Source organism: Pseudomonas sp. NPDC086278 (assembly GCF_050280905.1).
Lineage (GTDB): Bacteria > Pseudomonadota > Gammaproteobacteria > Pseudomonadales > Pseudomonadaceae > Aquipseudomonas.
Window position 1 is genome coordinate 19709 of the sequence record NZ_JBNNWE010000036.1, and the last position, 24982, is coordinate 44690.

The 24982-nt window shown below is 61.0% G+C and carries 23 protein-coding genes; 13 read left to right on the top strand and 10 right to left on the bottom strand.

The window, feature by feature from the left end:
* The first annotated feature begins 148 nt into the window (after window positions 1-148).
* The 6 genes from ACQKP4_RS13630 (at window position 149) to ACQKP4_RS13655 (ending at window position 7678) form a co-directional block, all read left to right on the top strand.
* Window positions 149-2272: a TonB-dependent receptor plug domain-containing protein gene (locus ACQKP4_RS13630; protein WP_427633863.1), complete on the top strand. Its 2124-nt coding sequence runs from the start codon at window positions 149-151 to the stop codon at window positions 2270-2272.
* A complete protein-coding gene (locus ACQKP4_RS13635; protein WP_427633865.1) occupies window positions 2273-3193 on the top strand; it encodes an ABC transporter substrate-binding protein in 921 nt (306 codons plus the stop codon).
* Window positions 3190-5091, top strand: a complete 1902-nt coding sequence (locus ACQKP4_RS13640) for an ATP-binding protein (RefSeq protein WP_427633867.1) — start codon at window positions 3190-3192, stop codon at window positions 5089-5091. Before ACQKP4_RS13635 ends, ACQKP4_RS13640 begins: the two co-directional genes overlap by 4 nt.
* 248 nt (window positions 5092-5339) lie before the next feature.
* Window positions 5340-5855 (top strand): 3-hydroxyacyl-[acyl-carrier-protein] dehydratase FabA, encoded by a 516-nt coding sequence (gene fabA, locus ACQKP4_RS13645; RefSeq protein ID WP_427633869.1) that lies wholly within the window; start codon window positions 5340-5342, stop codon window positions 5853-5855.
* An 11-nt stretch (window positions 5856-5866) separates the two neighbouring features.
* Complete coding sequence (fabB, locus tag ACQKP4_RS13650; protein WP_427633871.1) at window positions 5867-7087, top strand: beta-ketoacyl-ACP synthase I; 1221 nt, start codon at window positions 5867-5869, stop codon at window positions 7085-7087.
* Between the two features lie 402 nt (window positions 7088-7489).
* Window positions 7490-7678: a hypothetical protein gene (locus ACQKP4_RS13655; protein ID WP_162437964.1), complete on the top strand. Its 189-nt coding sequence runs from the start codon at window positions 7490-7492 to the stop codon at window positions 7676-7678.
* A gap of 83 nt (window positions 7679-7761) precedes the next feature.
* Here the strand turns inward: ACQKP4_RS13655 and ACQKP4_RS13660 are convergent, their stop codons facing one another.
* From ACQKP4_RS13660 to ACQKP4_RS13695, 8 genes are all read right to left on the bottom strand, one after another.
* Window positions 7762-8304 carry a DUF2058 domain-containing protein gene (locus ACQKP4_RS13660; RefSeq protein WP_427633873.1) on the bottom strand — a complete coding sequence of 181 codons (543 nt, stop codon included), beginning with the start codon at window positions 8302-8304 and terminating at the stop codon, window positions 7762-7764.
* 28 nt (window positions 8305-8332) lie between these two features.
* On the bottom strand, window positions 8333-9166 hold the full coding sequence (gene mazG, locus ACQKP4_RS13665) for a nucleoside triphosphate pyrophosphohydrolase (RefSeq protein ID WP_427633875.1): 834 nt from the start codon (window positions 9164-9166) through the stop codon (window positions 8333-8335).
* A 130-nt stretch (window positions 9167-9296) separates the two neighbouring features.
* A complete protein-coding gene (gene relA / locus ACQKP4_RS13670; protein ID WP_427633877.1) occupies window positions 9297-11540 on the bottom strand; it encodes a GTP diphosphokinase in 2244 nt (747 codons plus the stop codon).
* A gap of 123 nt (window positions 11541-11663) precedes the next feature.
* Window positions 11664-13016: a 23S rRNA (uracil(1939)-C(5))-methyltransferase RlmD gene (gene rlmD, locus ACQKP4_RS13675; RefSeq protein WP_427633879.1), complete on the bottom strand. Its 1353-nt coding sequence runs from the start codon at window positions 13014-13016 to the stop codon at window positions 11664-11666.
* Window positions 13016-13918, bottom strand: a complete 903-nt coding sequence (gene cysM, locus ACQKP4_RS13680; RefSeq protein WP_427633880.1) for a cysteine synthase CysM — start codon at window positions 13916-13918, stop codon at window positions 13016-13018. The genes rlmD and cysM overlap by 1 nt, the downstream gene beginning before the upstream one ends.
* 104 nt (window positions 13919-14022) lie before the next feature.
* Window positions 14023-15045: a PDDEXK nuclease domain-containing protein gene (locus ACQKP4_RS13685; protein WP_427633918.1), complete on the bottom strand. Its 1023-nt coding sequence runs from the start codon at window positions 15043-15045 to the stop codon at window positions 14023-14025.
* 181 nt (window positions 15046-15226) lie between these two features.
* Window positions 15227-16651, bottom strand: a complete 1425-nt coding sequence (locus tag ACQKP4_RS13690; RefSeq protein ID WP_427633882.1) for a histidine kinase sensor domain-containing protein — start codon at window positions 16649-16651, stop codon at window positions 15227-15229.
* A complete protein-coding gene (locus ACQKP4_RS13695; RefSeq protein WP_427633884.1) occupies window positions 16638-17360 on the bottom strand; it encodes a response regulator transcription factor in 723 nt (240 codons plus the stop codon). The genes ACQKP4_RS13690 and ACQKP4_RS13695 overlap by 14 nt, the downstream gene beginning before the upstream one ends.
* 213 nt (window positions 17361-17573) lie before the next feature.
* On the opposite strand from ACQKP4_RS13695, the gene ACQKP4_RS13700 reads away from it, so the two are divergent.
* Together ACQKP4_RS13700 and ACQKP4_RS13705 are read left to right on the top strand one after the other, a co-directional pair.
* Window positions 17574-20327, top strand: coding sequence for a response regulator (locus ACQKP4_RS13700; protein WP_427633885.1), 2754 nt, complete (start codon window positions 17574-17576; stop codon window positions 20325-20327).
* Window positions 20328-20347: 20 nt separating this feature from the next.
* Window positions 20348-21337, top strand: coding sequence for a 2-hydroxyacid dehydrogenase (locus ACQKP4_RS13705; RefSeq protein WP_427633887.1), 990 nt, complete (start codon window positions 20348-20350; stop codon window positions 21335-21337).
* A gap of 5 nt (window positions 21338-21342) precedes the next feature.
* Here ACQKP4_RS13705 and ACQKP4_RS13710 read toward each other — a convergent pair whose 3' ends face one another.
* Entirely contained in the window at window positions 21343-21750 is a 408-nt protein-coding gene (locus tag ACQKP4_RS13710) for a hypothetical protein (protein ID WP_427633889.1), read from the bottom strand.
* A 135-nt stretch (window positions 21751-21885) separates the two neighbouring features.
* On the opposite strand from ACQKP4_RS13710, the gene ACQKP4_RS13715 reads away from it, so the two are divergent.
* On the top strand, window positions 21886-22320 hold the full coding sequence (locus tag ACQKP4_RS13715) for a hypothetical protein (RefSeq protein WP_427633891.1): 435 nt from the start codon (window positions 21886-21888) through the stop codon (window positions 22318-22320).
* Window positions 22320-22724, top strand: a complete 405-nt coding sequence (locus ACQKP4_RS13720; protein WP_427633893.1) for an META domain-containing protein — start codon at window positions 22320-22322, stop codon at window positions 22722-22724. Before ACQKP4_RS13715 ends, ACQKP4_RS13720 begins: the two co-directional genes overlap by 1 nt.
* A 289-nt stretch (window positions 22725-23013) precedes the next feature.
* Here ACQKP4_RS13720 and ACQKP4_RS13725 read toward each other — a convergent pair whose 3' ends face one another.
* The gene (locus ACQKP4_RS13725; RefSeq protein ID WP_427633894.1) at window positions 23014-23481 is read right to left on the bottom strand and encodes a TlpA disulfide reductase family protein; all 468 of its coding nucleotides are present in this window, start codon (window positions 23479-23481) and stop codon (window positions 23014-23016) included.
* 114 nt (window positions 23482-23595) lie between these two features.
* Between ACQKP4_RS13725 and arsC the strand changes: the two genes are divergently transcribed.
* From arsC to ACQKP4_RS13740, 3 genes are read left to right on the top strand one after another with little or no spacing between them, the layout of a single operon-like run.
* Window positions 23596-23949, top strand: a complete 354-nt coding sequence (gene arsC, locus ACQKP4_RS13730) for an arsenate reductase (glutaredoxin) (RefSeq protein WP_427633896.1) — start codon at window positions 23596-23598, stop codon at window positions 23947-23949.
* Window positions 23946-24542, top strand: a complete 597-nt coding sequence (gene wrbA / locus ACQKP4_RS13735) for an NAD(P)H:quinone oxidoreductase (protein WP_427633898.1) — start codon at window positions 23946-23948, stop codon at window positions 24540-24542. The genes arsC and wrbA overlap by 4 nt, the downstream gene beginning before the upstream one ends.
* Before the next feature lies 1 nt (window position 24543).
* A complete protein-coding gene (locus tag ACQKP4_RS13740) occupies window positions 24544-24969 on the top strand; it encodes a DUF2069 domain-containing protein (protein WP_427633900.1) in 426 nt (141 codons plus the stop codon).
* The last annotated feature ends 13 nt before the right edge of the window (window positions 24970-24982 follow it).

Genomic DNA, 24982 nt, shown 5'->3' on the forward strand with positions numbered 1-24982 from the left:
CGGCCCAGTGGCGGCCAGCCCCCGCGTCATTTACCGGTATCAGTAGGAAGAAGACCAATAAAACCGAGGAAAATGCCGAGATCGTGAATGGAAAAGTCGTAGCGCTCGGTTAACATGCGCGCCAGTTATTCACTATCAAGGATGTGTTGTGTCGTTTGGTGCTTCTTCACCTCGCTCGCCGCTGGTTGTGGCGCTGATGTTCAGCCCGGCATTGCTGGCCGACGACCTGTTTCTCGACAACGAACCGCTGCCGCAAGTGCTCACGGCCACCCGCCTGAAGCAATCGCCGGCCGCGGTTCCGGGAAGCATGACGGTGATCGACAGCGAACTCATCACCGCCAGCGGCGCGCGGGACATCAGCGAGTTGCTGCGACTGGTGCCGGGCATGATGGTCGGCAACCTCAGCGGCAATCAGGCGGCGGTGAATTACCACGGCACCAACGCCACGCAAGCGCGGCGCATGCAGGTGCTGATCGACGGCCGTTCGGTGTACCGCGCCGGCCTGGCCACGGTGGACTGGAGCGACATTGCGGTGGCCATGGAAGACATCGAGCGTATCGAGGTGTTTCGCGGCCCCAACACCGTCAGCTACGGCGCCAATGCGTTGATGGCGGTGGTCAACATCATCACGCGCAACCCCGCCGACAGCCACGGCACGCGGCTGAAAGTCACCCGTGGCCAGCGTGGCATCAACGACTTCTATGCCAGCCAGGGCGCCGGTTGGGCCGACGGCAACTGGCGCCTGTCGTTGTCCGGCCAGCAGGACGACGGCTTCGACTCGGACCGTTCCGGCGCCGATCTTCGTGACAGCCGCCGCTTGAATCGCTTCAACCTCGCCGTCAGTCAGACACTCAGCGAAAACCAGAGCATCGACTGGCAATTGAATGCCAAGAACGGGGCCAACCAGCGGCCATATACCTATCGCCCGGTGTTCTCGGGGATTACCGCTGCGGGGAACAATTCCGACGTCATTGCCAAGGACTACGCCGGTTCGTTGCGCTGGAACCTGGACATCAATCCGGATCACCGCCTCTACATCCAGGGCTCGGCGCAACACTGGGACCGCCAGCAGACGTGGCGCGCCTGCGATGCCGAGGTCTCGTTCAGCCCGGAACTGACCCGACTGTGGCAGCTCAACCCGAACTACACCGAACGCCTGGCCCGCAACATTGAGCGGTTCACCGGCCCCGGAGCACCGCGCGGCACGCCGGCAGAGCAGGCGCTGGCCAATCAGGTGCTGACACAGTGGCGCAATGGCGCCCGGCAAACGCTCTGCGGCGATATCGACCAGAGCGCCCGCGAATCGCGCTATGACCTCGAACTGCAAGACACCCTCAGCCTGTCCGACAGTCTGCGGCTGGTCAGCGGCATGAACTATCGTTACGACCGGGCAGACTCCGAGACCTACTTCAATGGCACCCTCGACGACACCACCTGGCGCGCGTTCGGCCAACTCGAATGGCGCGCTACCGAGCACTGGCTGTTGCAGGGCGGTGCGATGTTCGAAGACACGCAATTGATCGGCAGTTCGCTGACCCCACGCGTGGCGGTCAACTATTTGATCAACCCGCGTCACGGCTTGCGCGCCGTCTACTCGGAAGCCATCCGGTCACCGGACATGTTCGAAAACAACGTCAACTGGAGTTACCGGGTGAACAACCTGCGGCCCAGTGCCTACGGGCAGAACAGCGCCCGCTATTTTGTGCGGACACGCGGCCCCGGCGATCTCGACCAGGAACACATGCGTTCGCGCGAACTGGGCTACAACGGCTACTTCGCCGAGCTTGGGCTGACGGTCGATGTGAAGCTGTTCTACGACGAAATCACCGGCATGATCAGCGAACCGCTGCGCAACAATCAGTACATCGCCAGCAACGCCAACCGCTCACGGTTCAAGGGCAGCGAAGCCCAGTTGGACTGGCACGTGAGCCACGTCGACCGGCTGCGCCTGACCTATGCCTACGTCGACGCCGAGGCGAGCAACCCGCTGGATGAGCAACAGACCGCACGCAATAGCGGCTCCGCCGGTTGGCTGCGCAATTGGGGCTCCGGCTGGAACAGCGCCCTCTTCTATTACGGCGACGACGCCCTAAACGGCTACCGCTTCGAACGCGCCGACACGCGAATCGCCAAACGCGTCGGCCTGGGCAAGGCCAATCTGGAACTGGCCGGCATCCTTCAGCAGCGTCTGGACAACCAGCCCACCACCTTTGCCGACAACAACTACGATGAGCGTCGAGTGCTTTATTTCAGCGCGGAGCTGACGTTTTAAATGGGGCAGCGCCTGCGTCGAATGTCGCCAATTGCTGGCCGCCTGCTGGCAGGGCTATGCCTGGCGTTTGTCTGCCTGGGGAGTCAGGCCGCCGACATTCTGCTGATCGGCGCCGAGAACAGTCCCGGCGTGCAAGCTTTCGTTCAGGGCCTGAGCGACATGCGCCCGGCGGATACCGTGCGTTTCCAGTCGCTGGAAAACCTGCCGGCCCCAGGCAAGCTGCCGGCCGACACCCGGTTGGTCCTGCTCGACCCGCCGAGCCTCGACTGGCGCCTGCAAGACCCCCAGGGTCCGGCGACGCTGGTGTTGCGCATCAGCCGCCTGCAAGCCTGGCAACGCTTCGGCAGCCAACTCCCGGCGCGCCTCAGTCTGCTGTGGAGTGACCCGCCGCTGGATCGGCAGTTGCGCTTGACCCGGCTCATCCTGCCGCAGGTCCGGCGGGTGGGCGTGCTCTATGACAGCCACAATGAAATCCTGTTAAACGAGTTGCAGGTGGCCGCGCAGGCCCTCGACCTTGAAGTGGTGGCCGAGCGTTGGGAAAACACCAACGACAGCCGCCCGTTGCAGGCCTTGCTGAAACGTTGTGACGTGCTGTTGGGGATCGATGACCCGGACTTGTACAACCCGAAAACCGTGAAAAACCTGCTGCTCAGCAGCTACGCCCGGCAACTGGCACTGATCGGTCCCAACGCCGCGTTCGTCAGGGCCGGAAGCCTGGCCAGCACCTACAGCGATCAAGATGACTGGCTGACGGTGCTCGACGAGTTGCTCGACCTCCCGCCGACCGGTTGGCCAAGAATGCTCTACCCACAACACTTCAAAGTCTTGAGTAACCCGCAAGTGGCTCGTTCATTAGGTATCGAACAGGTGAATGAAGCCGCTGTTGCCACCCAACTGGCTGAAGGAGAAAGCCGTCCGTGACCTTCCTGCGCCCTTGGGACATCAGCACTCGCACCCAGATCATCAGCCTTGGTCCTGCCCTGTTGCTGACGTTGCTGCTGATCAGCTTTTTTACCTTCGTGCGGATTCAGGACCTGCGCCAGGAACTCAATCACACCGGGCAACTGATCGCCAACCAACTGGCTCCGGCCACCGAGTACGGGGTGATTTCGGGCAACAACGAGGTGCTGGAAAGTTTGCTCAAAGCCACGCTCGCCACCCCCAACGTGCGTTTTCTGGAAGTCCAGGACAACGCCAACCGGATTCTGGTGTACGTCGAGCAGCCATCGGAAACCCACAACCGCTCGCAACAGGTCGAAGTGTTCCAGGCGCCCGTGCGCTTGCAACGGATCGTCTTGAACAATGATTTCTTGCAGGGCAGCAAAGTCGCGAACACGGCGCCTCCCGAGGATTATCTGGGCCGGGTGATCGTCGGCCTGTCCAATGACGCCTTCAGCCAGCGCCAGCAGGAAATCCTGTTCAAGGCCGGTGTCCTCGCGCTGTTCGCCCTGTTGTTCACTTTTCTGCTGGCCCGGCGCCTGGCGGGCAGCTTGTCGCAACCGATCCGCGACATCGGCAACGCGGTCAAGGCGATCCAGGAAGGTGACTACAAAACGCCGCTGCCGATTGTCGACGACACCGAACTCGGCGCGCTGTCGCAACACATCAACAACCTCGCCAGCGGCCTCGAACACGCCAGCCGCGAGCAGCAGCAGGCGATGGCGCAGTTGATCCAGATGCGAGAAGAGGCGGAAAAAGCCAACAACGCCAAATCCGATTTCCTCGCGATGATGAGTCACGAATTGCGCACGCCGATGAATGGCGTGCTCGGGATGCTGCAACTGCTGGAAACCACCGAGATGACCGAGGAGCAGGTCGAATATGCGGCGCTGGCGTCGGAGTCCACCGAGCATTTACTGAAAGTCATCAACGACATTCTCGACTTCTCGCGCATCGAGCGTTCGGAACTGGAGCTGGAACATATTCCGTTCAACCTCGCGGACCTCATCAACAGTTGCGCCCAATCGTTCCAGCACAGCGCCGCACAGCGTGGCCTGGATCTGGCGCTGATCGTTCCCGAGGACATGCGCGCCTTGCAGGTGCAGGGCGACCCGACGCGCATCCGGCAGATTCTGGTCAACCTGGTGGGCAATGCGCTGAAGTTCACCGAGCAGGGCCGGGTGAGCATCGAGCCGCAGTGGCAATCGCTGGACCACGACCTGCTGTGGTTCACCTGCACCGTGCGCGACAGCGGTATTGGAATCTCGGCGCAGAGCCTGGAGTTGATGTTCAACGCGTTCCAGCAAGCCGACAGTTCTATTTCAAGGCGTTACGGCGGCACCGGGCTCGGCCTGCCGATTGCCCGCACGCTGGCTGAACGCATGGGCGGCACCTTACGCGCGCAAAGCGAAGAAGGCCTGGGTTCGGTGTTCACCCTGGAAATTCCGTTGGCGCTCTATAAGCAGTCATTGCCGGTACTGACCCCGCGAGTGCCGTCCGAGGCAGGTGATGGCGAGGGGCGCAATGTCTTGCTGGTGGAAGACAACCCGGTCAATCAGACGGTCATCGAAGCCATGTTGCGTAGCCTGGGCTTTATCGTCAGCGTCGCTACCGATGGCGCGCAGGCGGTGCGCAGCGCTGAAAGTCTGATTTTCGAAGCGATTCTGATGGACTGTCGACTGCCGATCATTGATGGCTACGAAGCCACCCGGCAGATCCGTCAATTGCCCGGCTGCGCGGACGTGCCGATCATCGCGCTGACCGCCAACGCCTTGCAGGGCGACCGCGAAGCCTGTCTTTCGGCGGGAATGAACGATTACCTGGCCAAGCCCTTCAAACGCATTGATCTGCAGCAAATTCTGCAGCGCTGGGTGCAGTAGAGGCGGCCTTTCGACCATCTGCGACTGGCGTGAAAGGCGAAAGTGCGGCAGTCTTAGGCACCCGAACAGGCCCGAAAAGGGGCTTGAATAATAATTTCAGTGCACAAGTGTACATTCATGTCCTTGGTGCTGTGACTTTCACCACAACGCAATAGTCTATGAGTAGGCTGCTGACTCGAGGCATGAACGCTTCGATCGGCCGGGAAGATTTGCCCCACCCTGCCGCATGGGACTATTGAGGAGCTCGCATGACCCAACAAAACGCCTTTACTCGGGAAGACCTGCTGCGCTGCAGTCGCGGTGAGCTGTTCGGCCCAGGTAACGCACAACTGCCCGCCCCGAACATGCTGATGGTGGATCGCATCACCCATATCAGTGCCGAGGGTGGCAAGTACGGCAAGGGTGAATTGGTCGCCGAGCTGGATATCACTCCGGACCTGTGGTTTTTCGCCTGCCACTTCGAAGGCGATCCGGTGATGCCAGGCTGCCTGGGCCTCGACGCCATGTGGCAACTGGTCGGCTTCTACCTCGGCTGGCAGGGTCTGCCGGGCCGTGGTCGCGCACTGGGTTCGGGCGAAGTGAAATTCTTCGGCCAGGTCCTGCCGACCGCCAAGAAAGTCACCTATAACATTCAGATCAAACGCGTGCTCAAGGGCAAGCTGAACCTGGCCATCGCCGATGGTTCGGTCAGTGTCGACGGCCGCGAAATCTACACCGCCGAAGGCCTTCGGGTCGGCGTATTCACCTCCACTGAAAACTTCTAAGGGTTATCCGCATGCGCCGCGTCGTTATCACTGGTCTGGGCATCGTTTCGTGCCTGGGCAATGACAAAGAGACCGTCTCCGCTAACCTGCGTGCAAGCCGCCCTGGCATCCGGTTCAACCCGGAATATGCCGAAATGGGTCTGCGTAGCCAGGTTTCCGGCTCCATTGACCTTCCCCTCGAAGAGCTGATCGATCGCAAGATCTATCGCTTCGTCGGCCATGCGGCGGCTTACGCCTACCTGGCCATGCAAGACGCCATCACTGACTCCGGCCTGACCGATGAGCAAGTGTCCAACCCGCGCACCGGCCTGATCGCCGGTTCCGGTGGTGCTTCCACGCTGAACCAGATGGAAGCGCTGGACATCCTGCGCGAGAAAGGCGTGAAGCGCGTTGGCCCGTACCGTGTCACGCGGACCATGGGCAGCACCGTTTCCGCTTGCCTGGCCACGCCGTTCAAGATCAAGGGCGTGAACTATTCGATCTCCTCCGCTTGCGCCACCAGTGCTCACTGCATCGGTACTGCGGTTGAGCAGATCCAGTTGGGCAAGCAGGACATCGTGTTCGCCGGCGGCGGTGAAGAAGAACATTGGAGCCAGTCGTTCCTGTTCGATGCCATGGGCGCACTGTCGACCCAGTACAACGAAACCCCGGAAAAGGCTTCCCGTGCCTACGACGCCAAGCGTGACGGTTTCGTCATCGCCGGCGGTGGCGGCATGGTCGTGGTTGAAGAGCTGGAACACGCTCTGGCCCGTGGCGCGAAAATCTACGCGGAAATCGTCGGCTACGGCGCTACTTCCGACGGCTACGACATGGTTGCGCCAAGCGGCGAAGGCGCCATCCGCTGCATGCAGATGGCGATGTCCACCGTCGACACCCCGATCGACTACCTGAACACCCACGGCACCTCGACGCCGGTCGGCGACTCCAAGGAAATGGAAGGCGTGCGTGCGGTATTCGGCGACAAGGCCCCGGCCATCAGCTCTACCAAGAGTTTGTCGGGTCACTCCCTGGGCGCCGCCGGCGTTCATGAAGCGATCTACTGCCTGCTGATGATGGAAGGCAACTTCATGGCGGGTTCCGCCAACATCGACGAACTGGACCCGGAAGTGGCAGACATGCCGATCCTGACCAAGACCCGCGAAGACGCCACCATCAACACCGTGATGAGCAACAGCTTCGGTTTTGGTGGCACCAACGCCACGCTGGTACTGAAGCGCTGGGCTGGCAAGTAATACCCGCCCCGCTACACCGCACATAAAAACGCCCCGACTGGTTCGGGGCGTTTTTTTGTGCCTGGAAAATGCGGCACACCGCAGAACCTGTGGGAGCGGGCTTGCTCGCGAAGAGGGCGTGTCAGTCAATAGAGATGTCGACTGAAACACCGCTTTCGCGAGCAAGCCCGCTCCCACAGGTTCGGTGTTGAACACGCGGTTTTGTTCGGCGCGAACATGAATCTTTTGTCATGAAACTCAGCGCCCTGCGACCGAATGTCGCGCATTTAGCGGGCTGTAGCACTTTTGCAGAATTCACAATTATTCGTTACCAAACTCGACTGTTTACTTAGCAAGCTAACAAAACATATAACAGAGTCCTGCACATGCCTTGGTGCAGGTAATCGAGATTGGAGCTAGCAGATGACTGTAAAAGTAACTGAACGCGACGATTCACACATGTCTCATGAAGGCGTAGCCGCCGGTATCCGTATTTGGGACGTGCACCAACAGGACCTGTTGGTCGGGATGTTCCACTCCGAGACTGACGCGCACAACTACAAGTGCGAACTGGAAACACTGGAGCAGCAACGCGAACAGCTATCCGCCTAGCCGCTGCGCACAAGCAATTACAGCATTGAAAACGACAAACCCCGCCATGAGCGGGGTTTGTCGTTGTTGCAGCCTCTAATGGCTCACCACATCAGATCGTCCGGGATCTGATAGGCCGCGTACGGATCGTCTTCAGCCGCCGCTTCTTCAGTCTGCACATTCAGTTGCACGATGCGCTGCGGATCGCGCTCCTGGATCTTCAGGGCCGCCTCACGCGGGATCACCTCGTAGCTGCCGGCATGGTGCACGATCGCCAGCGAACCGTTACTGAGCTTGTTGCGCATCAACGTGTTGACGGACAGGCGCTTGACCTTCTTGTCGTCCACGAAGTTGTAGTAATCCTCGGTGGTCAACTTCGGCAGACGCGAGACTTCGATCAATTGCTTGACCTGCGCCGCGCGAGCCTTGGCCTCGGCCTTCTCCTGCTGCTGACGGTTCAGCTCCTGATCACGCTTGACCTTCTCGGCCAGTGCTTCCTGGGCCAGGCGCTGCTGGGTGTCGTCTTGCTCGATCTGGCCCTTGTGGACCAACCGCTGCTGTTTCTGTTTCTCTTTGCCGACCTGTTTGGCCTGCTTCTGGTTGACCAGCCCTGCTTTGAGCAACTGGTCGCGAAGGGAAATGCTCATGGTGCTTATGTCTCACTTGGGCAACTGCTCAACCGCAGCTGGTCACGTTCTTTTCCTGACGTTTGGCTTCGCCCCACAAGGCGTCCAACTCTTCGAGGGTGCAATCTTCTATGGGACGGTGGGTGTCGCGCAATGCCTGTTCGATAAAACGGAAGCGTCTTTCAAATTTGTTGTTGGCGCCGCGCAGTGCCGTTTCCGGATCAACTTTCAAATGACGCGCCAGATTGACCACGGAAAACAGCAGATCGCCGACTTCATCGGCAATCGCCGCCGAGTCGTTATCAGCCATGGCCTGGAGCACTTCATCGAGTTCTTCGCGAACCTTGTCCAGCACCGGCAAGGCGTGCGGCCAATCAAAACCCACCTGCCCGGCACGCTTTTGCAATTTGGCGGCACGGGACAAGGCTGGCAGCGCAGCGGGCACGTCGTCGAGCAAGGACAACTGCTGCGGCGCGGCTGATTGCTCGGCGCGTTCTTCGGCCTTGATCTCTTCCCAGCGCTGCTTGACCTGTTCTTCAGTCATGCGCGGGACATCCAGCGGCGCGTACAGATCACCGGTGGGGAACACATGAGGATGACGACGGATCAGCTTGCGGGTGATGCCGTCGATGACCCCGGCGAATTCGAAGCGCCCTTCTTCTCGGGCCAGTTGGCTGTAATAAACCACCTGGAACAGCAAATCGCCCAGTTCCCCTTGCAAATGAGCGAAGTCGCCGCGCTCGATGGCATCGGCGACTTCGTAGGCTTCTTCAAGGGTGTGCGGGACGATGGTGGCGTAGGTTTGCCGGATGTCCCACGGGCAGCCAAACTGCGGGTCGCGCAGACGGCTCATCAGGTGCAATAGATCTTCAAGTGAATACATCAATCTCCCTCACAGCAAAATCCCTGTGGGAGCGGGCTTGCTCGCGAAAGCGGTGTGTCAGACAACATTGTTGTCGACTGACACGCCCTCTTCGCGAGCAAGCCCGCTCCCACATTGGATCGGGGAAACATCACGGCGTGCGGTTACGCCGGGTTTCGATGATGTTCGGCAACTGGGAAATCCTCCCCAGCAACCGCCCCAGCGCGTCCAGCCCCGGAATCTCGATGGTCAGGGACATCAACGCGGTGTTGTCCTCTTTGTTCGAGCGAGTGTTGACCGCCAGCACGTTGATCCGCTCGTTGAGCAGCACTTGCGAAACGTCACGCAGCAGCCCGGAACGGTCGTACGCACGGATGATGATGTCCACCGGGTAGGTGAGCACCGGCACCGGGCCCCAACTGACCTGGATGATCCGTTCCGGCTCACGCCCGCCCAGTTGCAGCACCGAGGCGCAGTCCTGGCGGTGAATGCTCACGCCACGGCCCTGGGTGATGTAGCCGACGATGGCATCCCCCGGCAACGGCTGGCAGCAGCCGGCCATTTGCGTCATCAGGTTGCCGACCCCCTGGATCTGAATGTCGCCGCGCTTGCCCGGTTTGTAGCCGGTGGCCTTGCGCGGAATCAGTTCCAGTTGCTCGTTGCCGCGTTCCGGCTCGACCAGTTGTTGCGCCAGGTTCACCAGTTGCGCCAGGCGCAAATCCCCGGCGCCCAACGCCGCATACATGTCCTCGGCGGTCTTCATGTTGGCCTTGTCGGCCAGCTTGTCGAAGTCCACCGCCGGCAGGCCGAGGCGACTCAGTTCGCGCTCGAGCAAGGTCTTGCCGGCGGCGACGTTCTGATCGCGAGCCTGCAATTTGAACCAGTGAACGATCTTCGCCCGCGCCCGCGAGGTGGTGATGTAACCCAGGTTCGGGTTCAGCCAGTCGCGGCTCGGCGTGCCGTGTTTGCTGGTGATGATCTCGACCTGTTCACCGGTTTGCAGGCTGTAGTTGAGCGGCACGATGCGCCCGTTGATCTTCGCGCCACGGCAGTTGTGACCGATTTCGGTGTGCACGCGATAGGCGAAGTCCAGCGGCGTCGCGCCTTTGGGCAAGTCGATGGCGTGGCCGTCCGGGGTGAAGATGTAGACCCGGTCCGGCTCGATATCAACCCGCAGCTGTTCGGCCAAGCCACCGATGTCGCCCAGCTCTTCATGCCACTCGAGGACCTGACGCAGCCAGGAGATTTTCTCTTCGTAGTGGTTGGAGCCGGATTTGACGTCGGTCCCTTTGTACTTCCAGTGCGCACACACGCCCAACTCGGCTTCTTCGTGCATGGAATGAGTGCGGATCTGCACTTCCAGCACTTTGCCTTCCGGCCCGATCACCGCGGTGTGCAGCGAGCGGTAGCCGTTCTCTTTCGGGTTGGCGATGTAGTCGTCGAATTCTTTCGGGATGTGGCGCCACAAGGTGTGGACGATGCCGAGCGCGGTGTAGCAGTCGCGCATTTCCGGCACCAGCACGCGAACGGCGCGCACGTCGTAGATCTGGCTGAACTCCAGCCCCTTGCGCTGCATTTTGCGCCAGATCGAATAGATGTGTTTCGCCCGGCCACTGATGTCGGCATCGACGCCAGTCGCCGTCAGCTCATTCTTCAGCTGGCTCATCACGTCGGCGATGAAACGCTCGCGATCGAGCCGCCGCTCGTGCAGCAACTTGGCGATCTGCTTGTATTGGTCGGGCTCAAGGTAACGGAAGGACAAGTCCTCCAGCTCCCACTTGATGTGACCGATGCCGAGGCGGTGCGCCAGCGGCGCGTAGATGTCGAAGACTTCACGGGCAACGCGGTTGCGCTTCTCGTCGTCGGCGGTTTTCACCGCACGGATCGCGCAGGTGCGCTCGGCAAGCTTGATCAGCGCGACGCGAACGTCGTCGACCATGGCCACGAGCATTTTGCGCAGGTTTTCGACCTGGCCCTGGGTGCCCAGCACCAGCGATTGACGGGGGCTCAGGCTGGCACTGATCGCGGCCATGCGCAGCACGCCGTCGATGAGTTTGGCGACGACCGGACCGAAGCGCTGGCTGATTGCCGGCAGTTCGATCTGGCCTTCGCGCACGCCGCGGTACAGAACCGCCGCGACCAATGAATCCTGATCGAGTTTGAGGTCGGCGAGGATTTCGGCGATCTCAAGGCCCGTGCGAAAACTCGAAGTCCCTTCGGACCACAGATTCTTCGCCGCATTGGCCTGTTGTTCGGACGCACGAGCGAACTCGCATGCGTCCTTCAAGGCTTCGCGATCCAGTGCCAGATCGACACTGACCGCATGATCGAGCCAAGCCTCGAGATTGATACTGCCGTCGGTGTTGATCGGCTGGTGTGCTCTCACCTGTACCATCTTGCTTACCTTCCCTACGACGCAGATTCAATGCGTCAAATCGCTGACCTTCATTGCCGGAGGGCACTCGCGGGGCTAATGCGAATGCTGCACGGGCGGGCCAGTCGGACCAGACGAGCCGTCCTAGCTCGCTTCAAATAACGCCATGGCCTCGACATGTGCCGTCTGAGGAAACATATCGAGAATCCCGGCACGTTTTAACCGGTAGCCCTGCTTGATCAATTCAACCGTGTCGCGCGCCAGCGTGGCCGGGTTGCACGACACATACACCAACCGTTTGGCGCCCAGGGACGCCAGTTTGCGCACCACCTCGAAAGCACCGTCACGCGGTGGGTCCAAGAGTACCGCACAAAAGCCTTCGCGGGCCCATTCGGCCTCCGCCAGAGGCTGGGATAAATCGGCCTGAAAAAACGTCGCGTTATGCAGATTGTTGCTAGCGGCGTTCGCGGCGGCGCGCTCGACCATCGCCTGCACACCTTCGACCGCCACCACTTCGCGCACGGCTTTGGCCAGCGGCAGTGCGAAGTTGCCCAACCCACAGAATAGATCGAGAACGCGTTCGTCCGCTGTCGGCTTCAACCAGTCCAGCGCCTGAGCGACCATCGCTTCATTGACGCCTGCGTTGACCTGAATGAAATCCCCCGGCCGATACGCCAGATCCAGATCCCACGCTTCGAGCCGGTAGCCCAGCGTCGCACCAGCCTCCACGGGTTGCGGCTCGCCGTCGCCGTGCAGCCACAATTGGGCGTCATGGAAGGCGCAGAAATCCTTGAGGATCGTCAGGTCGGCGTCGGACAGCGGCGCCATGTGCCGCAGCAAAACCGCCAACGACGAACCGCTGAACAATTCCACATGGCCCAGCGCCTGAGGCTTGCTCAGGCGTCGGAGCATTTCCGGCAAGCGGGTCATGATCGGTTGCAAGGGCGGTACCAGCACCGGGCATTCGTTGATGGCGACGATGTCCTGACTGCCCGCCGCACGGAAACCGACCTCGAGTTTCTTCGCCTTCATGTCCCAGCGCACCGCCACGCGGGCACGACGGCGGTAGCCGAATTCCGGACCGCTCAACGGCGCTGCCCACTCCTGGGGTTCGACGCCGGCGACCTTCGACAGTTGCTCAGCGAGCATGCGCTGTTTCAGAGCGAGTTGTTCGGCGTGCGGCAGATGTTGCACGCTGCAACCGCCGCAGCGTCCGGCATGCGGACAGGGCGCCGGGCGACGCAGCTCGCTGGCCTGGAACACCCGCTCGGTCCGTGCCTCGACCACTTTGCCGTGGGCGCCCAATACGCGCGCCTCGACCTCTTCACCAGCCAACGCGCCGAGGACAAACCAGGTGCGACCTTCGAAAAACGCGATACCGCGACCGTCATTCGCCAGGCGCTCGATAGTCAGGCGCTGCTTTTTGCCGGTCGGAATTTGCGGGGCCTTGCTGCCGCCCGTGGGCTGGAAGCGCAGGCCTCTCTCTGGCTTGGCCATCAGTTGGGCGCGTCGAAAATGCCGGTCGACAAGTAACGGTCGCCACGGTCGCAGATGATCGCGACGATCACCGCGTTTTCAACTTCTCTGGACAGGCGCAGCATCGCTGCCACCGCACCGCCTGAGGACACGCCGCAGAAGATGCCTTCTTCGCGAGCCAGACGACGGGTTACGTCCTCGGCTTCGCTTTGCGCCATGTCGACGATACGGTCCACGCGATCAGCCTGGTAAATCTTCGGCAGGTATTCCTGCGGCCAGCGACGGATGCCCGGAATCGCTGAGCCTTCCATGGGTTGCAGACCGACGATCTGCACGTTGTCGCTCTGCTCTTTCAAGTAGCGCGAGACGCCCATGATGGTGCCAGTGGTGCCCATCGAACTGACGAAGTGGGTGATGGTGCCCTCGGTCTGACGCCAGATTTCCGGGCCGGTGGTGGTGTAGTGCGCCTCGGGGTTGTCACCGTTGGCGAACTGATCCAGCACCTTGCCACGGCCTTCGGCTTCCATCCGCTGAGCGAGGTCGCGAGCGCCTTCCATGCCCTCTTCCTGGGTCACCAGAATCAGCTCGGCGCCGTACGCTGTCATCGCGGCTTTACGCTCGGCGCTGGAGTTGTCCGGCATGATCAGGATCATCTTGTAACCCTTGATCGCGGCAGCCATCGCCAACGCAATCCCGGTGTTGCCCGAGGTCGCTTCGATCAGCGTATCGCCGACGTGGATCTGCCCTCGCAACTCGGCGCGGGTGATCATCGACAACGCCGGCCGGTCCTTGACCGAACCCGCCGGGTTATTCCCTTCGAGCTTGAGCAAAAGGGTGTTGCTGGTGGCGCCAGGCAGGCGCTGCAAACGAACCAGCGGAGTGTTGCCGACGCAATCGGCGATGGTTGGGTACTGCAAGGTCATGGCGTATTCGCAATCCAGACTGCGGGGGCGCCTATCATACCGGCAAACGTTCGCAGGCCATATCACGCAAAGTATGGTGCTTATGGCTTATAGGAATAAGCGACTCAGTGCTCTTCTCCCTGCGCGATATTCAATGCATAAAACTCGTGCAACTTGGCTTGCAACAACTGTTTGTCCGGTAGCTGGACCTGATACTCGGCAATCAACGCTGGCGACAGGCTGCGGTTGAGGGCGTACTCAACCACCTCGTCATCCTTGCTTGCACAGAGCAATACTCCAATGGCCGGATTTTCATGGGGTTTGCGCTCCTTGCGATCCAGTGCTTCCAGGTAGAAATCGAGTTTGCCCAGATACTCCGGCTCAAATCGACCGACCTTGAGTTCAATGGCCACCAGACAATTAAGCCCGCGATGGAAGAACAATAGATCCAGGGCAAAATCACGCCCGCCCACTTGCAGTGGATATTGGGACCCGACAAAACAGAAATCACGGCCCAACTCAATCAGAAATTGCTCAAGACGCGACAGCAGGCCCTTATGCAGATCGGTTTCGGCATGCTGGCCGGGAAGCTCGAGGAATTCGACCATGTAAGCGTCGCGGAAAATCTCAAGGGAAGCCGGGTGCGTGTGTTTCAGTACAGCCGAGGTGTTTGCCGGTTTAGTGACGCTTCGCTCAAAGAGCGCGGCCTTGAACTGGCGCTCCAACTCACGCTTCGACCATCGCTCCTGAACCGCCATCCGCAGGTAAAACTCTCGTTCTTCCGGGAGTTTGCTTTGGCTGAAGATGACCAGATTGTGTGTCCAGGGAATTTGTCTCACCAGTGGTGAGACTTTTTCATCGCCTCGATAAATCTCGTAAAACTGACGCATGCGAAATAGGTTGGGACGTGTAAAACCACGCAACCCAGGCTGAGTCCTGGCCAGATGCTCGGCCAATTGACCGACTACCGAATCGCCCCACTCGGCCCGTTCAATCTTGCGACTGATATAGGCCCCGACCTGCCAATACAGCTCGATCAGTTGGGTATTCACGGCCTGCATGGCCTGTTGCCTGGCACTTTGAATCAGCGCAAGCACTTCATTGAAGCGGTCGTCGGTTGTGCTGCCAGCAACATTGGGTGCATTCATGCTCAACTCCTTGAGGGCGAGGAAAGCAAGAGCTTAAACCGTCAAGGAAGCCTTCAGGCGCCATCAAACGCCTTTAGGAAACGTCGTACACAAACCCCGGAACGCTCCGGCAAGATCAGAGCGGTGGTGGCTGCGCGGGGCTCATCGCGGGCAGGGTCGCGCCCCCAGGGTTATGAGTTGATCACGCAATTTGCGGCTGACACACCGACATTGTCGGAGCGAACCTGCTCTCGATGGTGTCATCACTGACGCCACCAACCTCAGCCACTAACCTGATATTCAAGCGCAATCCGTGCCCGGTATTTTCCGCCCAAAGGCTCCCGCCCTGACGCTTCACCGCATTCCTGGCAATGCTCAACCCCAATCCAAAACCGCCATCCCCCGGTCGCGAACCGTCGAGTCGAATGAACGGCGAGAAGATCCGTTCCAGATCGCCCTCAGCCACCCCGCCGCCTTCATCCTCCAGCCACAAATGCCAGTAGTCGCCATCACGCCGACCGCCCAGGCGCACGACACCGCCCGACGGCGAATGACGAATGGCGTTGCGCAAGATGTTCTCCAGCGCCTGCGCCAATGTATTGAGGTTGCCACGCACCCAGCACGACGACTCAACCGTGCACTGCAACTGGCTGCCCGGCCAGCCGCTCTCATAACAGGCATTCTCGGTGAGCATTTCCCACAGCGCCTGAATCTGGATCGCTTCTTCGGGTAGCGGCGAACGCTCGGTGTCGAGCCACGCCAGTTGCAGGGTGTCCTCGACCAGACGCTGCATGCCATCGACCTCACGGCCAATGCGCTCACGCAATGCTGCCAGCCCCGCCTCGCTTTCGCTGGCCACGCGCAAACGGCTCAGCGGCGTGCGCAGTTCGTGGGACAGGTCGCGCAGCAGTTGTTGTTGCAGGGCCACCGTGCTTTGCAAACGCTCGGACATGTGATCGAACGCCCGCCCAAGATCACCCAGTTCATCCGAACGATTGGTGGTGCGGCTCGACAGCCGCACATTCAATTGATCGGCACGCCAGGCATTGGCCTGTTCGCGCAGGCTGTTCAACGGCACCACCAATAGTCGATAAAGCCCCACGCACAACAGCAAGGTAAACAGCCCCGGAATCACACCGTTGGTGATCACCCGCCAAACCATCTGGTAGCGACCCGGCATGAACCGCTGCGGCAGTTCGATGACCAGATTGCCAGCGGTCGGATTGCCGGGAAACGGCACGCGCAACCACGGCAGGGCTTTTTTATGGATCGGCCAGTCGAGGCCGCGCAGAAAGGTCAGGCGCTCGATTTCCTTGTCCGTCAGCGGCTGGCTGCTCAGGGATTGCAGGTCACCGCCAATGACGCCGACATACCCCGACTCGCGCTGACGCATGTTCTGCAACCAGGCATCGACGCCAGCGCGCTGGCCCTGACGCCAAGCCTGCTCGGCGCCCACGGCATAACCCGCCAGCGTGCCGCGGGCTTCATCCGACAGGAACTGGTTGCGCTCTTCCATGTAGCGGCCCCACGACCAGCTCAGCCAGATCATCAGTAGACAGAACGCCACCAATAAACACGCCAGCTTCCAGAACAGCGAGTGCCGGCCCGGCAAGTCAGACCATTTCATCAAGCGCGCTCAACACATAGCCCTTGCCCCACACCGTGCGCACTTCACGCTCGATGTAACCGATGGCTTTGAGTTTGCGGCGGATCTGGCTGATGTGCATGTCGAGGCTGCGGTCATGGGCCGCATAACCGCGTTGCAAAACGTGCTGGTAAAGGAAGGCCTTGCTCAACACTTCATCGCCGTTGCGATTGAGAGTCTCCAGCAGTCGGTACTCGCTGCGGGTCAGGCCGGCGGCGTGTTCGCCGTAGAAAACCTCACACACTTCATCGTCGAAGCGCAGGCTGTCCGTCGTCGCTGCCATCGGCGCGGAGGCGGGTCGGCGATCCAGCGCCACCCGCCGCAGGATCGCTTCGATGCGCACCCGCAGTTCGGCCATGCTGAAGGGTTTGGGCAGGTAATCATCGGCGCCCAGGCGAAACCCGCTGATGCGGTCCGCCTCGGCCCCCAGCGCCGACATCAGCACCACCGGCGTCGAATGGCTCTGGCGCAACTGGGTCAGGACGTTCAAGCCGTTCAGGCCCGGTAGCAGAATGTCCATCAACACCACATCGAAGGCTTGCTCGCGGGCGATGTCCAGGCCTTGTTGCCCGTTCTGGCACCACGTCACTTGAAAGCCGCAACGGCCCAAGTGCTCGTGCACATAGGCACCCAGGACGAGGTCGTCTTCGATGGAAAGGATTCGAGGGTGGCCAGCAGCAATAGGAGTCATGACTATCTGCAAATAATTCTCAGTTGGCGATTATTCAAGATTGCCCCTCGATGGGCAACCCAAGGTTTGCCCACGACAGCGAAGCGCAGCATTGACCGACGAATGACGGCAAGAATTTACCAGGATTGAGCGCCGGCAAATCGCTACACTGCGCAGGTGCCGCGTGCCGGATGCACGCGCAGGTCATTTAACCGCTGGATGCAGGAGAGATGCGTGCTCAAGAAACTGGGAATTAAAGGCCGCGTGCTGTTGCTGACCTTGCTTCCGACCAGCCTGATGGCGTTGGTCCTGGGCGGCTATTTCACCTGGATGCAGCAGTCGGACCTGCAAACCCAACTCGTGCAGCGCGGCGAAATGATCGCCGAACAACTGGCGCCGCTGGTGGCCCCGGCCATGGGTCGCCGGGACAACGATTTGCTGGAGCGCATCGCCACCGAGTCGCTCGAGCAAACCGATGTGCGCGCCGTGACCTTCCTCGCTCCCGACCGCTCGCTGCTGGCCCACGCCGGCCCGACCATGCTCAACCAGCCCCCCCAAGGCAACGGCTCGCAGATGCTGCGCCGCAGTGGCAACGATGCCACGCGCTATCTGTTGCCGGTATTCGGCAAACACCGCAACCTCGCCGGCGAGGTGATTCCGCAAGAAGCCGACCGCCTGCTGGGCTGGGTCGAACTTGAACTGTCCCACAATGGCATGTTGCTGCGCGGCTACCGCAGCCTGTTCGCCAGCCTACTGCTGATCGCCGCCGGCCTCGCCGGTGCCGCCCTGCTGGCGCTACGCATGGGCCGCACCATCAACCGGCCGATCAGCCAGATCAAACTGGCGGTGGCGCAGCTCAAGGACGGTCATCTGGAAACCCGCCTGCCGCCGCTCGGCAGTCAGGAACTGGATGAACTCGCCTCCGGCATCAATCGCATGGCCGGCACCCTGCAAAACGCCCAGGAAGAATTGCAGCACAGCATCGATCAGGCCACCGAAGACGTGCGCCAGAACCTGGAAACCATCGAGATCCAGAACATCGAGCTGGACCTGGCGCGCAAGGAAGCCCTGGAAGCGAGCCGGATCAAGTCCGAGTTCCTGGCCAACATGAGCCATGAAATCCGCACGCCGCTCAACGGCATTCTCGGCTTTACCCACCTGCTGCAGAAAAGCGAGCTGACCCCCCGCCAGCTCGACTATCTGGGCACCATCGAAAAGTCCGCCGACAGCCTGCTCGGAATCATCAACGAAATCCTCGACTTCTCGAAAATCGAGGCCGGCAAACTGGTGCTCGACAATATTCCGTTCAACCTGCGCGACCTGTTGCAGGACACGCTGACCATCCTCGCCCCCGCCGCTCACGCCAAGCAGCTGGAACTGGTGAGTCTGGTGTATCGAGACACGCCGTTGTCGCTGGTGGGCGATCCGCTGCGGCTCAAGCAGATCCTCACTAACCTGGTCAGTAACGCGATCAAGTTCACCCGCGAAGGCACCATCGTCGCCCGCGCCATGCTCGAAGAAGAACACGAAGACAGCGTGCAACTGCGCATCAGCATCCAGGACACCGGCATCGGCCTGTCGAACCAGGACGTGCGCGCGCTGTTCCAGGCGTTCAGCCAGGCCGACAATTCGCTGTCACGGCAACCCGGCGGCACCGGTCTGGGGCTGGTGATTTCCAAGCGCTTGATCGAACAGATGGGCGGCGAGATCGGCGTGGAGAGCACACCGGGCGAAGGCTCGGAGTTCTGGATCAGCCTGAGCCTGCCGAAAACCCGCGACGACGCCGAAGACCTGCCCGGCGCGCCGTTGCTCGGGCGCCGCGTGGCGGTGCTGGAGAACCACGAACTGGCGCGTCAGGCGTTGCAACATCAACTGGAAGATTGCGGCCTCGCCGTCACACCGTTCAATACCCTCGAAAGCCTGGCCAACGGCGTGACCGGCGCGCACCAGACCGATCAGGCGATTGATCTGGCGGTGCTCGGCATCACCAGCAATGACATGCCGCCGGAGCGTCTCAACCAACACATCTGGGACCTCGAGCACCTCGGCTGCAAAGTGCTGGTGTTGTGCCCGACCACGGAACAGACGCTGTTCCATCTTTCTGTGCCGAACCCGCACAGCCAGCTTCAGGCCAAACCGGCGTGCACCCGTAAATTGCGCCGGGCCTTGTCCGATCTGGTCAACCCGCGCCAGCAACGCAGCGAGCCCGGTGAACCGGTGTCGAGCCGCGCGCCGAAAGTACTTTGCGTTGACGACAACCCGGCCAATTTGCTGCTGGTGCAAACCCTGCTGGAAGACATGGGCGCCAAAGTGCTTGCGGTGGAAAGCGGGTATGCCGCCGTCAAAGCCGTGCAGACCGAAACCTTCGACCTGGTACTGATGGACGTACAAATGCCCGGCATGGACGGCCGTCAAAGTACCGAAGCGATTCGGCAGTGGGAAAGCGAGCGCCATTGCACACCGCTGCCGATTGTCGCCCTCACCGCGCACGCCATGGCCAACGAAAAGCGCGCACTGCTGCAAAGCGGCATGGACGACTACCTGACCAAGCCGATCAGCGAACGGCAACTGGCGCAGGTGGTGTTGAAGTGGACCGGCCTCGCGCTGCGCAACCAGGGGCCGGAGCGTTCCAGCGACAGCCACGGCGGCGCGCATGAATTGCAGGTGCTCGACGCGGAAGAAGGTCTGCGTCTGGCCGCTGGCAAGGCCGACCTGGCGGCGGACATGCTGGCGATGTTGCTGGCCTCCCTGGAAGCCGACCGCGAGGCCATTCGCATCGCTCGAGAAGCCAACGACCAAAATGCCTTGATCGAACGCGTTCACCGCCTGCACGGCGCGACCCGTTATTGCGGGGTTCCGCAACTGCGCGCGGCGTGCCAGCGCAGCGAAACCCTGCTCAAGCAACAGGACCCGAAAGCGCCCGGCGCGCTGGAAGACCTCGACCGGGCGATCAATCGCCTCGCCGCCCACGCGCGTATCAATGCTTGATGCAGCCCAGGAGGGCAAACATGCGCACGATTCTTTTCAGCAGCCAGACCTACGACCGCGAGAGTTTTCTCGGCGCTGAGTTGCCCGCCGGCATCGAGCTGCATTTTCAATCGGCGCGGCTGAGCCTGGACACGGTGGCGCTGGCGCAATCTTGCGAAGTGGTCTGCGCGTTCATCAACGACGACCTTGGCGCCCCGGTGCTGGAGCGCCTGGCCGCTGGCGGCACGCGCCTGATCGCTTTGCGTTCGGCCGGTTACAACCACGTTGATCTGGCGGTGGCGAAAGCCCTGGGGCTGGCGATTGTGCGGGTTCCGGCTTATTCCCCGCATGCCGTGGCAGAACACGCGGTGGCGCTGATCCTGGCGCTCAATCGTCGCCTGCATCGGGCTTACAACCGCACCCGCGACGGCGATTTCAGCCTGCACGGTCTGACTGGTTTCGATCTGGTGGGCAAGACCGTCGGCGTGGTCGGCACCGGGCAGATCGGCGCAACGTTCGCCAAAATCATGAACGGCTTCGGCTGCCAGTTGCTGGCGTACGACCCCTTCCCCAATCCGCAAGTCGAAGCCCTCGGCGCACGCTACTTGAGCTTGCCCGAGCTGCTGGCGCAATCGCAGATCATCAGCCTGCATTGCCCGCTCAACGAGCAGAGCAAACACCTGATCAACGGTGAATCGCTGGCGCACATGCAACCCGGCGCGATGCTGATCAACACCGGACGTGGCGCCCTGGTGGACACGCCGGCGCTGATCGACGCGCTGAAGGACGGTCGCCTGGGTTATCTGGGGCTGGATGTGTATGAAGAAGAGGCCCAGCTGTTTTTCGAGGACCGTTCGGACTTGCCGTTGCAAGACGATGTACTGGCGCGGCTGCTGACTTTTCCCAACGTGATCATCACCGCGCATCAGGCCTTCCTGACCCGCGAAGCTTTGGGCGCGATTGCCGCGACGACCCTGCACAACATCGCTGCGTGGGCCGCCGGCAAACCGCAGAACCGGGTCGAGGGCTGAGCGGATCAGGCTTTGGACAACAGGATCATCAAGCCCAGCCAGCCGAAACCGAGCAAGCGTTGCCCCACCGAATGCCCGCGACGCAGCAGGAACCAGACAAAAAACGGCGGCAAGAAGAAAATCATCAACTTCAGCCAGAGTTCGACCGGACGCACTCCGTTGAGTGACTGCGCGGTTGCCGCAGCCTGAATATCCGCTGCCCCGTCGGGTTTTCGTTTTCGGCCGAAGGCGGCCGGGGTCACTCTGGCGACTTTCTCATCGACCGGCAAACGCCCGAAAGAAAGCGGCGCCTTGGCCGGTGTATCCATTGGCGTCGCCACTTGCACCGTTGCCGCCGGTGCGCCGCAATGAATGCAGGCAGGCGCCGTGGAGCTGATGCTCTGCTTGCACTCATAACATTCGATTAACGCCATGTCCGTTCCTTAGAGATGCAAAAGGCGGCAGTGTGCCATGACTCGATGGGGGATTTGAACCTGATCGAAGGTCATGTGACCGCGCGATGCTGGCTACAGGCGCGTGATAGCATACCGCGCATATTTGGAGGACCCATGGTCGAACACGATTTCCGCTACAGCCTGATGAACCCGCAACACACCCTCACCGAATGCCGCGCCCTGGTGCCGGGGCGTTATCAAGTCACCGGCAACGGCGGCTCGATTCGCAACAATGATGTGTTGGTCGTGACCCTCAAGGGTGCCAAGGACTTGTCCATGCGCCTGACCGTCGAAACGGTTCGCCACTTGATCAACCCGCCCGGCCAATGGGTCGCGGTGGCCAGTGGCCCGGTGTTCGGCGAACTGGCGATTCACACCTGGCAGGTCAATTGCGACAGCTGCGCCAAAGTGCTGAGCTTTGAGTTTGCGGTCGACGCCAAACTGGGCAACAAGGTTGAAAAGCCTGCGGCCACCGCGCGCATTGCCGAGCTGGGCTGGACCACCGTGGGCGAGAAGCATCTGTGCCCGGCATGCCAGGAGCCTGCGTGATGAAACACCTTGCTCTGGCCGCGATGATCGGTGCCGGCCTTATGGGCTGCGCCGCCAAACCGGTGCAACTGCAGCAAAACCGCAGCTACATTCTGGAGTGGATCGGCGAGCGTCCATTGATGGATTACAGCCACCTGACCATCACCTTGGGTGACGACGGCCGGGCCTACGGCAACGGTGGCTGCAACCATTGGTTCGCGCCGTACACACTTGAAGGCGACAAGCTGAGCTTCGGCAAGATCGGCAGCACCCGCAAACAGTGCGCGCCCGCGGTCATGGAACAGGAAAAACGCTTCCTGCAGGCGCTGGAAGGCGTGCAACGCTGGGACATTTCGCCTATCGAGCAGATGCGTTTCTGGCCGGCTGAAGGCAAGCCATTGCGTTGGTGGCTGGAAGAGGGTTGATTCCTTGGCAAGCCATTGTGTTGGTGGCTGGGAGAGGATTGATCTTTCAAGCCAGTGTGTTGGTGGCTAGAAAGGATTGATCTTCCAAGTCAGTGGCATTTGTGGCTGGAAAGGATTGTTCTTCCAAGTCAGTGGCATTTGTGGCGAGGGGGCTTGCCCCCGTTGGGTTGCGAAGCGACCCCAAAAAATGGGACTGCTGCGCAGTCCAACGGGGGCAAGCCCCCTCACCACAGAAGCCCCCTCGCCACAGTAGCCCGTCGCCACAGTAAACCCCTGACCACATGAAAGGTCAGTTCTTCGCCTGCAACGCCTCCAGCTTCGCCATCACACCTGCCGCGGTCTGCTCGCCCATCAGTTGCTCGCGCACCTTGCCCTTGTTATCGATGATGTACGTCACCGGCAACGCCTCACTGCGCGGCAACTCAAAAAGCTCTGCCGGGTCCGACGCCAGCACGGTGAACTTGATGCCGAGTTTTTCGCTGGCACTTTTCAGCTCTTCCCCCTGCACATTGTCGAAGTTGACCCCGAACACCCCTATTTTCTTATCCTTCAATTGATCGGCCAGCGCGTTCAACTGCGGAATCTCGGTCCGGCACGGGCCACACCATTCGGCCCAGTAATTGAGCACCACCCATTGTTTGTCGAGACGCTCGGAGGCAACTTTGCGGCCATTCTGGTCGATGCCATAGTCGTTGCCGCAGCCCCCCAGCATCAACGTGCCGATGATCGCCAGTGCCGCTGCCAGTCGCCTTGTCATGTCGTGATCCTTGTTCAAAATTGATTGCGCCTGCGACCCATCGCCTCCCAAGGTTCTGGATTACGCGCTGCACAGTTAGAATAGCCGCCACCTTACGCAAGATGCGACCCGCACATGACCGATCTGACGCTTTATCACAACCCGCGCTGCTCGAAATCCCGCGGTGCGCTCGAACTGCTCGAAGCCCGCGGCCTGACCCCGACCGTCGTCCGCTACCTCGACACCCCGCTGGACGCCCCGCAACTCCAGGGTCTGCTGAAAAAGCTCGGTCTCACTGCCCGGCAATTGCTGCGCACCGGCGAGGACGAATACAAAACCCTCAACCTGGCAGACGCCACCCTCAGCGAGGCGCAATTGATCGCCGCCATTGCTGCACACCCGAAACTCATGGAACGGCCGATTCTGGAAGTCGGCGACAAAGCCGTCATCGGCCGTCCGCCGGAGAATGTGCTGGAGTTGCTGCCGTGAGTGCGCCGTACATTCTGGTTCTGTATTACAGCCGCAGCGGCTCGACCAACGAGATGGCGCGGCAGATCGCCCGTGGCGTCGAACAGTCCGGAATGGAAGCGCGCCTGCGCACCGTGCCGGCGATTTCCACCGAGTGCGAAGCGGTGTCGCCGGACATTCCCGACGAAGGCGCGTTGTACGCCAGCCTCGACGATCTGAAAAATTGCGCGGGCCTGGCCCTCGGCAGCCCGACGCGCTTTGGCAACATGGCGGCGCCGCTCAAATACTTCCTCGACGGCACCGGCAACCTGTGGCTGACCGGTGGCTTAGTGGGCAAACCGGCTGGCGTGTTCACCTCCACCGCCAGCCTGCACGGTGGCCAGGAAACCACGTTGCTGTCGATGATGTTGCCGTTGTTGCACCACGGCATGCTGATCACTGGCCTGCCGTACAGCGAGTCGGCGCTGCTGGAGACCCGTGGCGGCGGCACGCCCTATGGCGCCAGTCATCACGCCGGGGCCGACGGCAAACTGGGTTTGAATGAACATGAAGTGGTGCTGTGCCGGGCCCTGGGCCTGCGCCTGGGCAAGACCGCGCAAAAGCTGGGGAACTGACGTGGCCAAGAAGCCGAAAATTCTGCCTTCCATCGAATGGCTCGAACCACGGGTTCGGGCGATGCGCGTCATCAGCCTGCTGTGCTTTTGCGGTCTGGTCGGGCTGTTGTGCGCCTACTACCTGGTGTTCGCCGACCTGCATGGCGCGCGACCGTGGGTAATTCTGCTGATCGAACTGGTGCCGCTGCTGTTGCTCGCGCCGGGGATGATCATCGGCAGCGCGCGCGGGCACTCATGGATGTGCTTTGTGGTGAACCTGTATTTCATCAAGGGCGCACTGGCGGCGTATGACCCCAACCGGCAGCTGTTCGGTTTGCTGGAAATGGGCGCGAGCCTGGCGGTGTTCTGCTCGGCGCTGCTGTATGTGCGGTGGCGGTTTCAGTTGAATCGCAAGCTTGCCGGTGAAGGTGAGATCTCTACCGCCTGATCTGGCCTCTTCG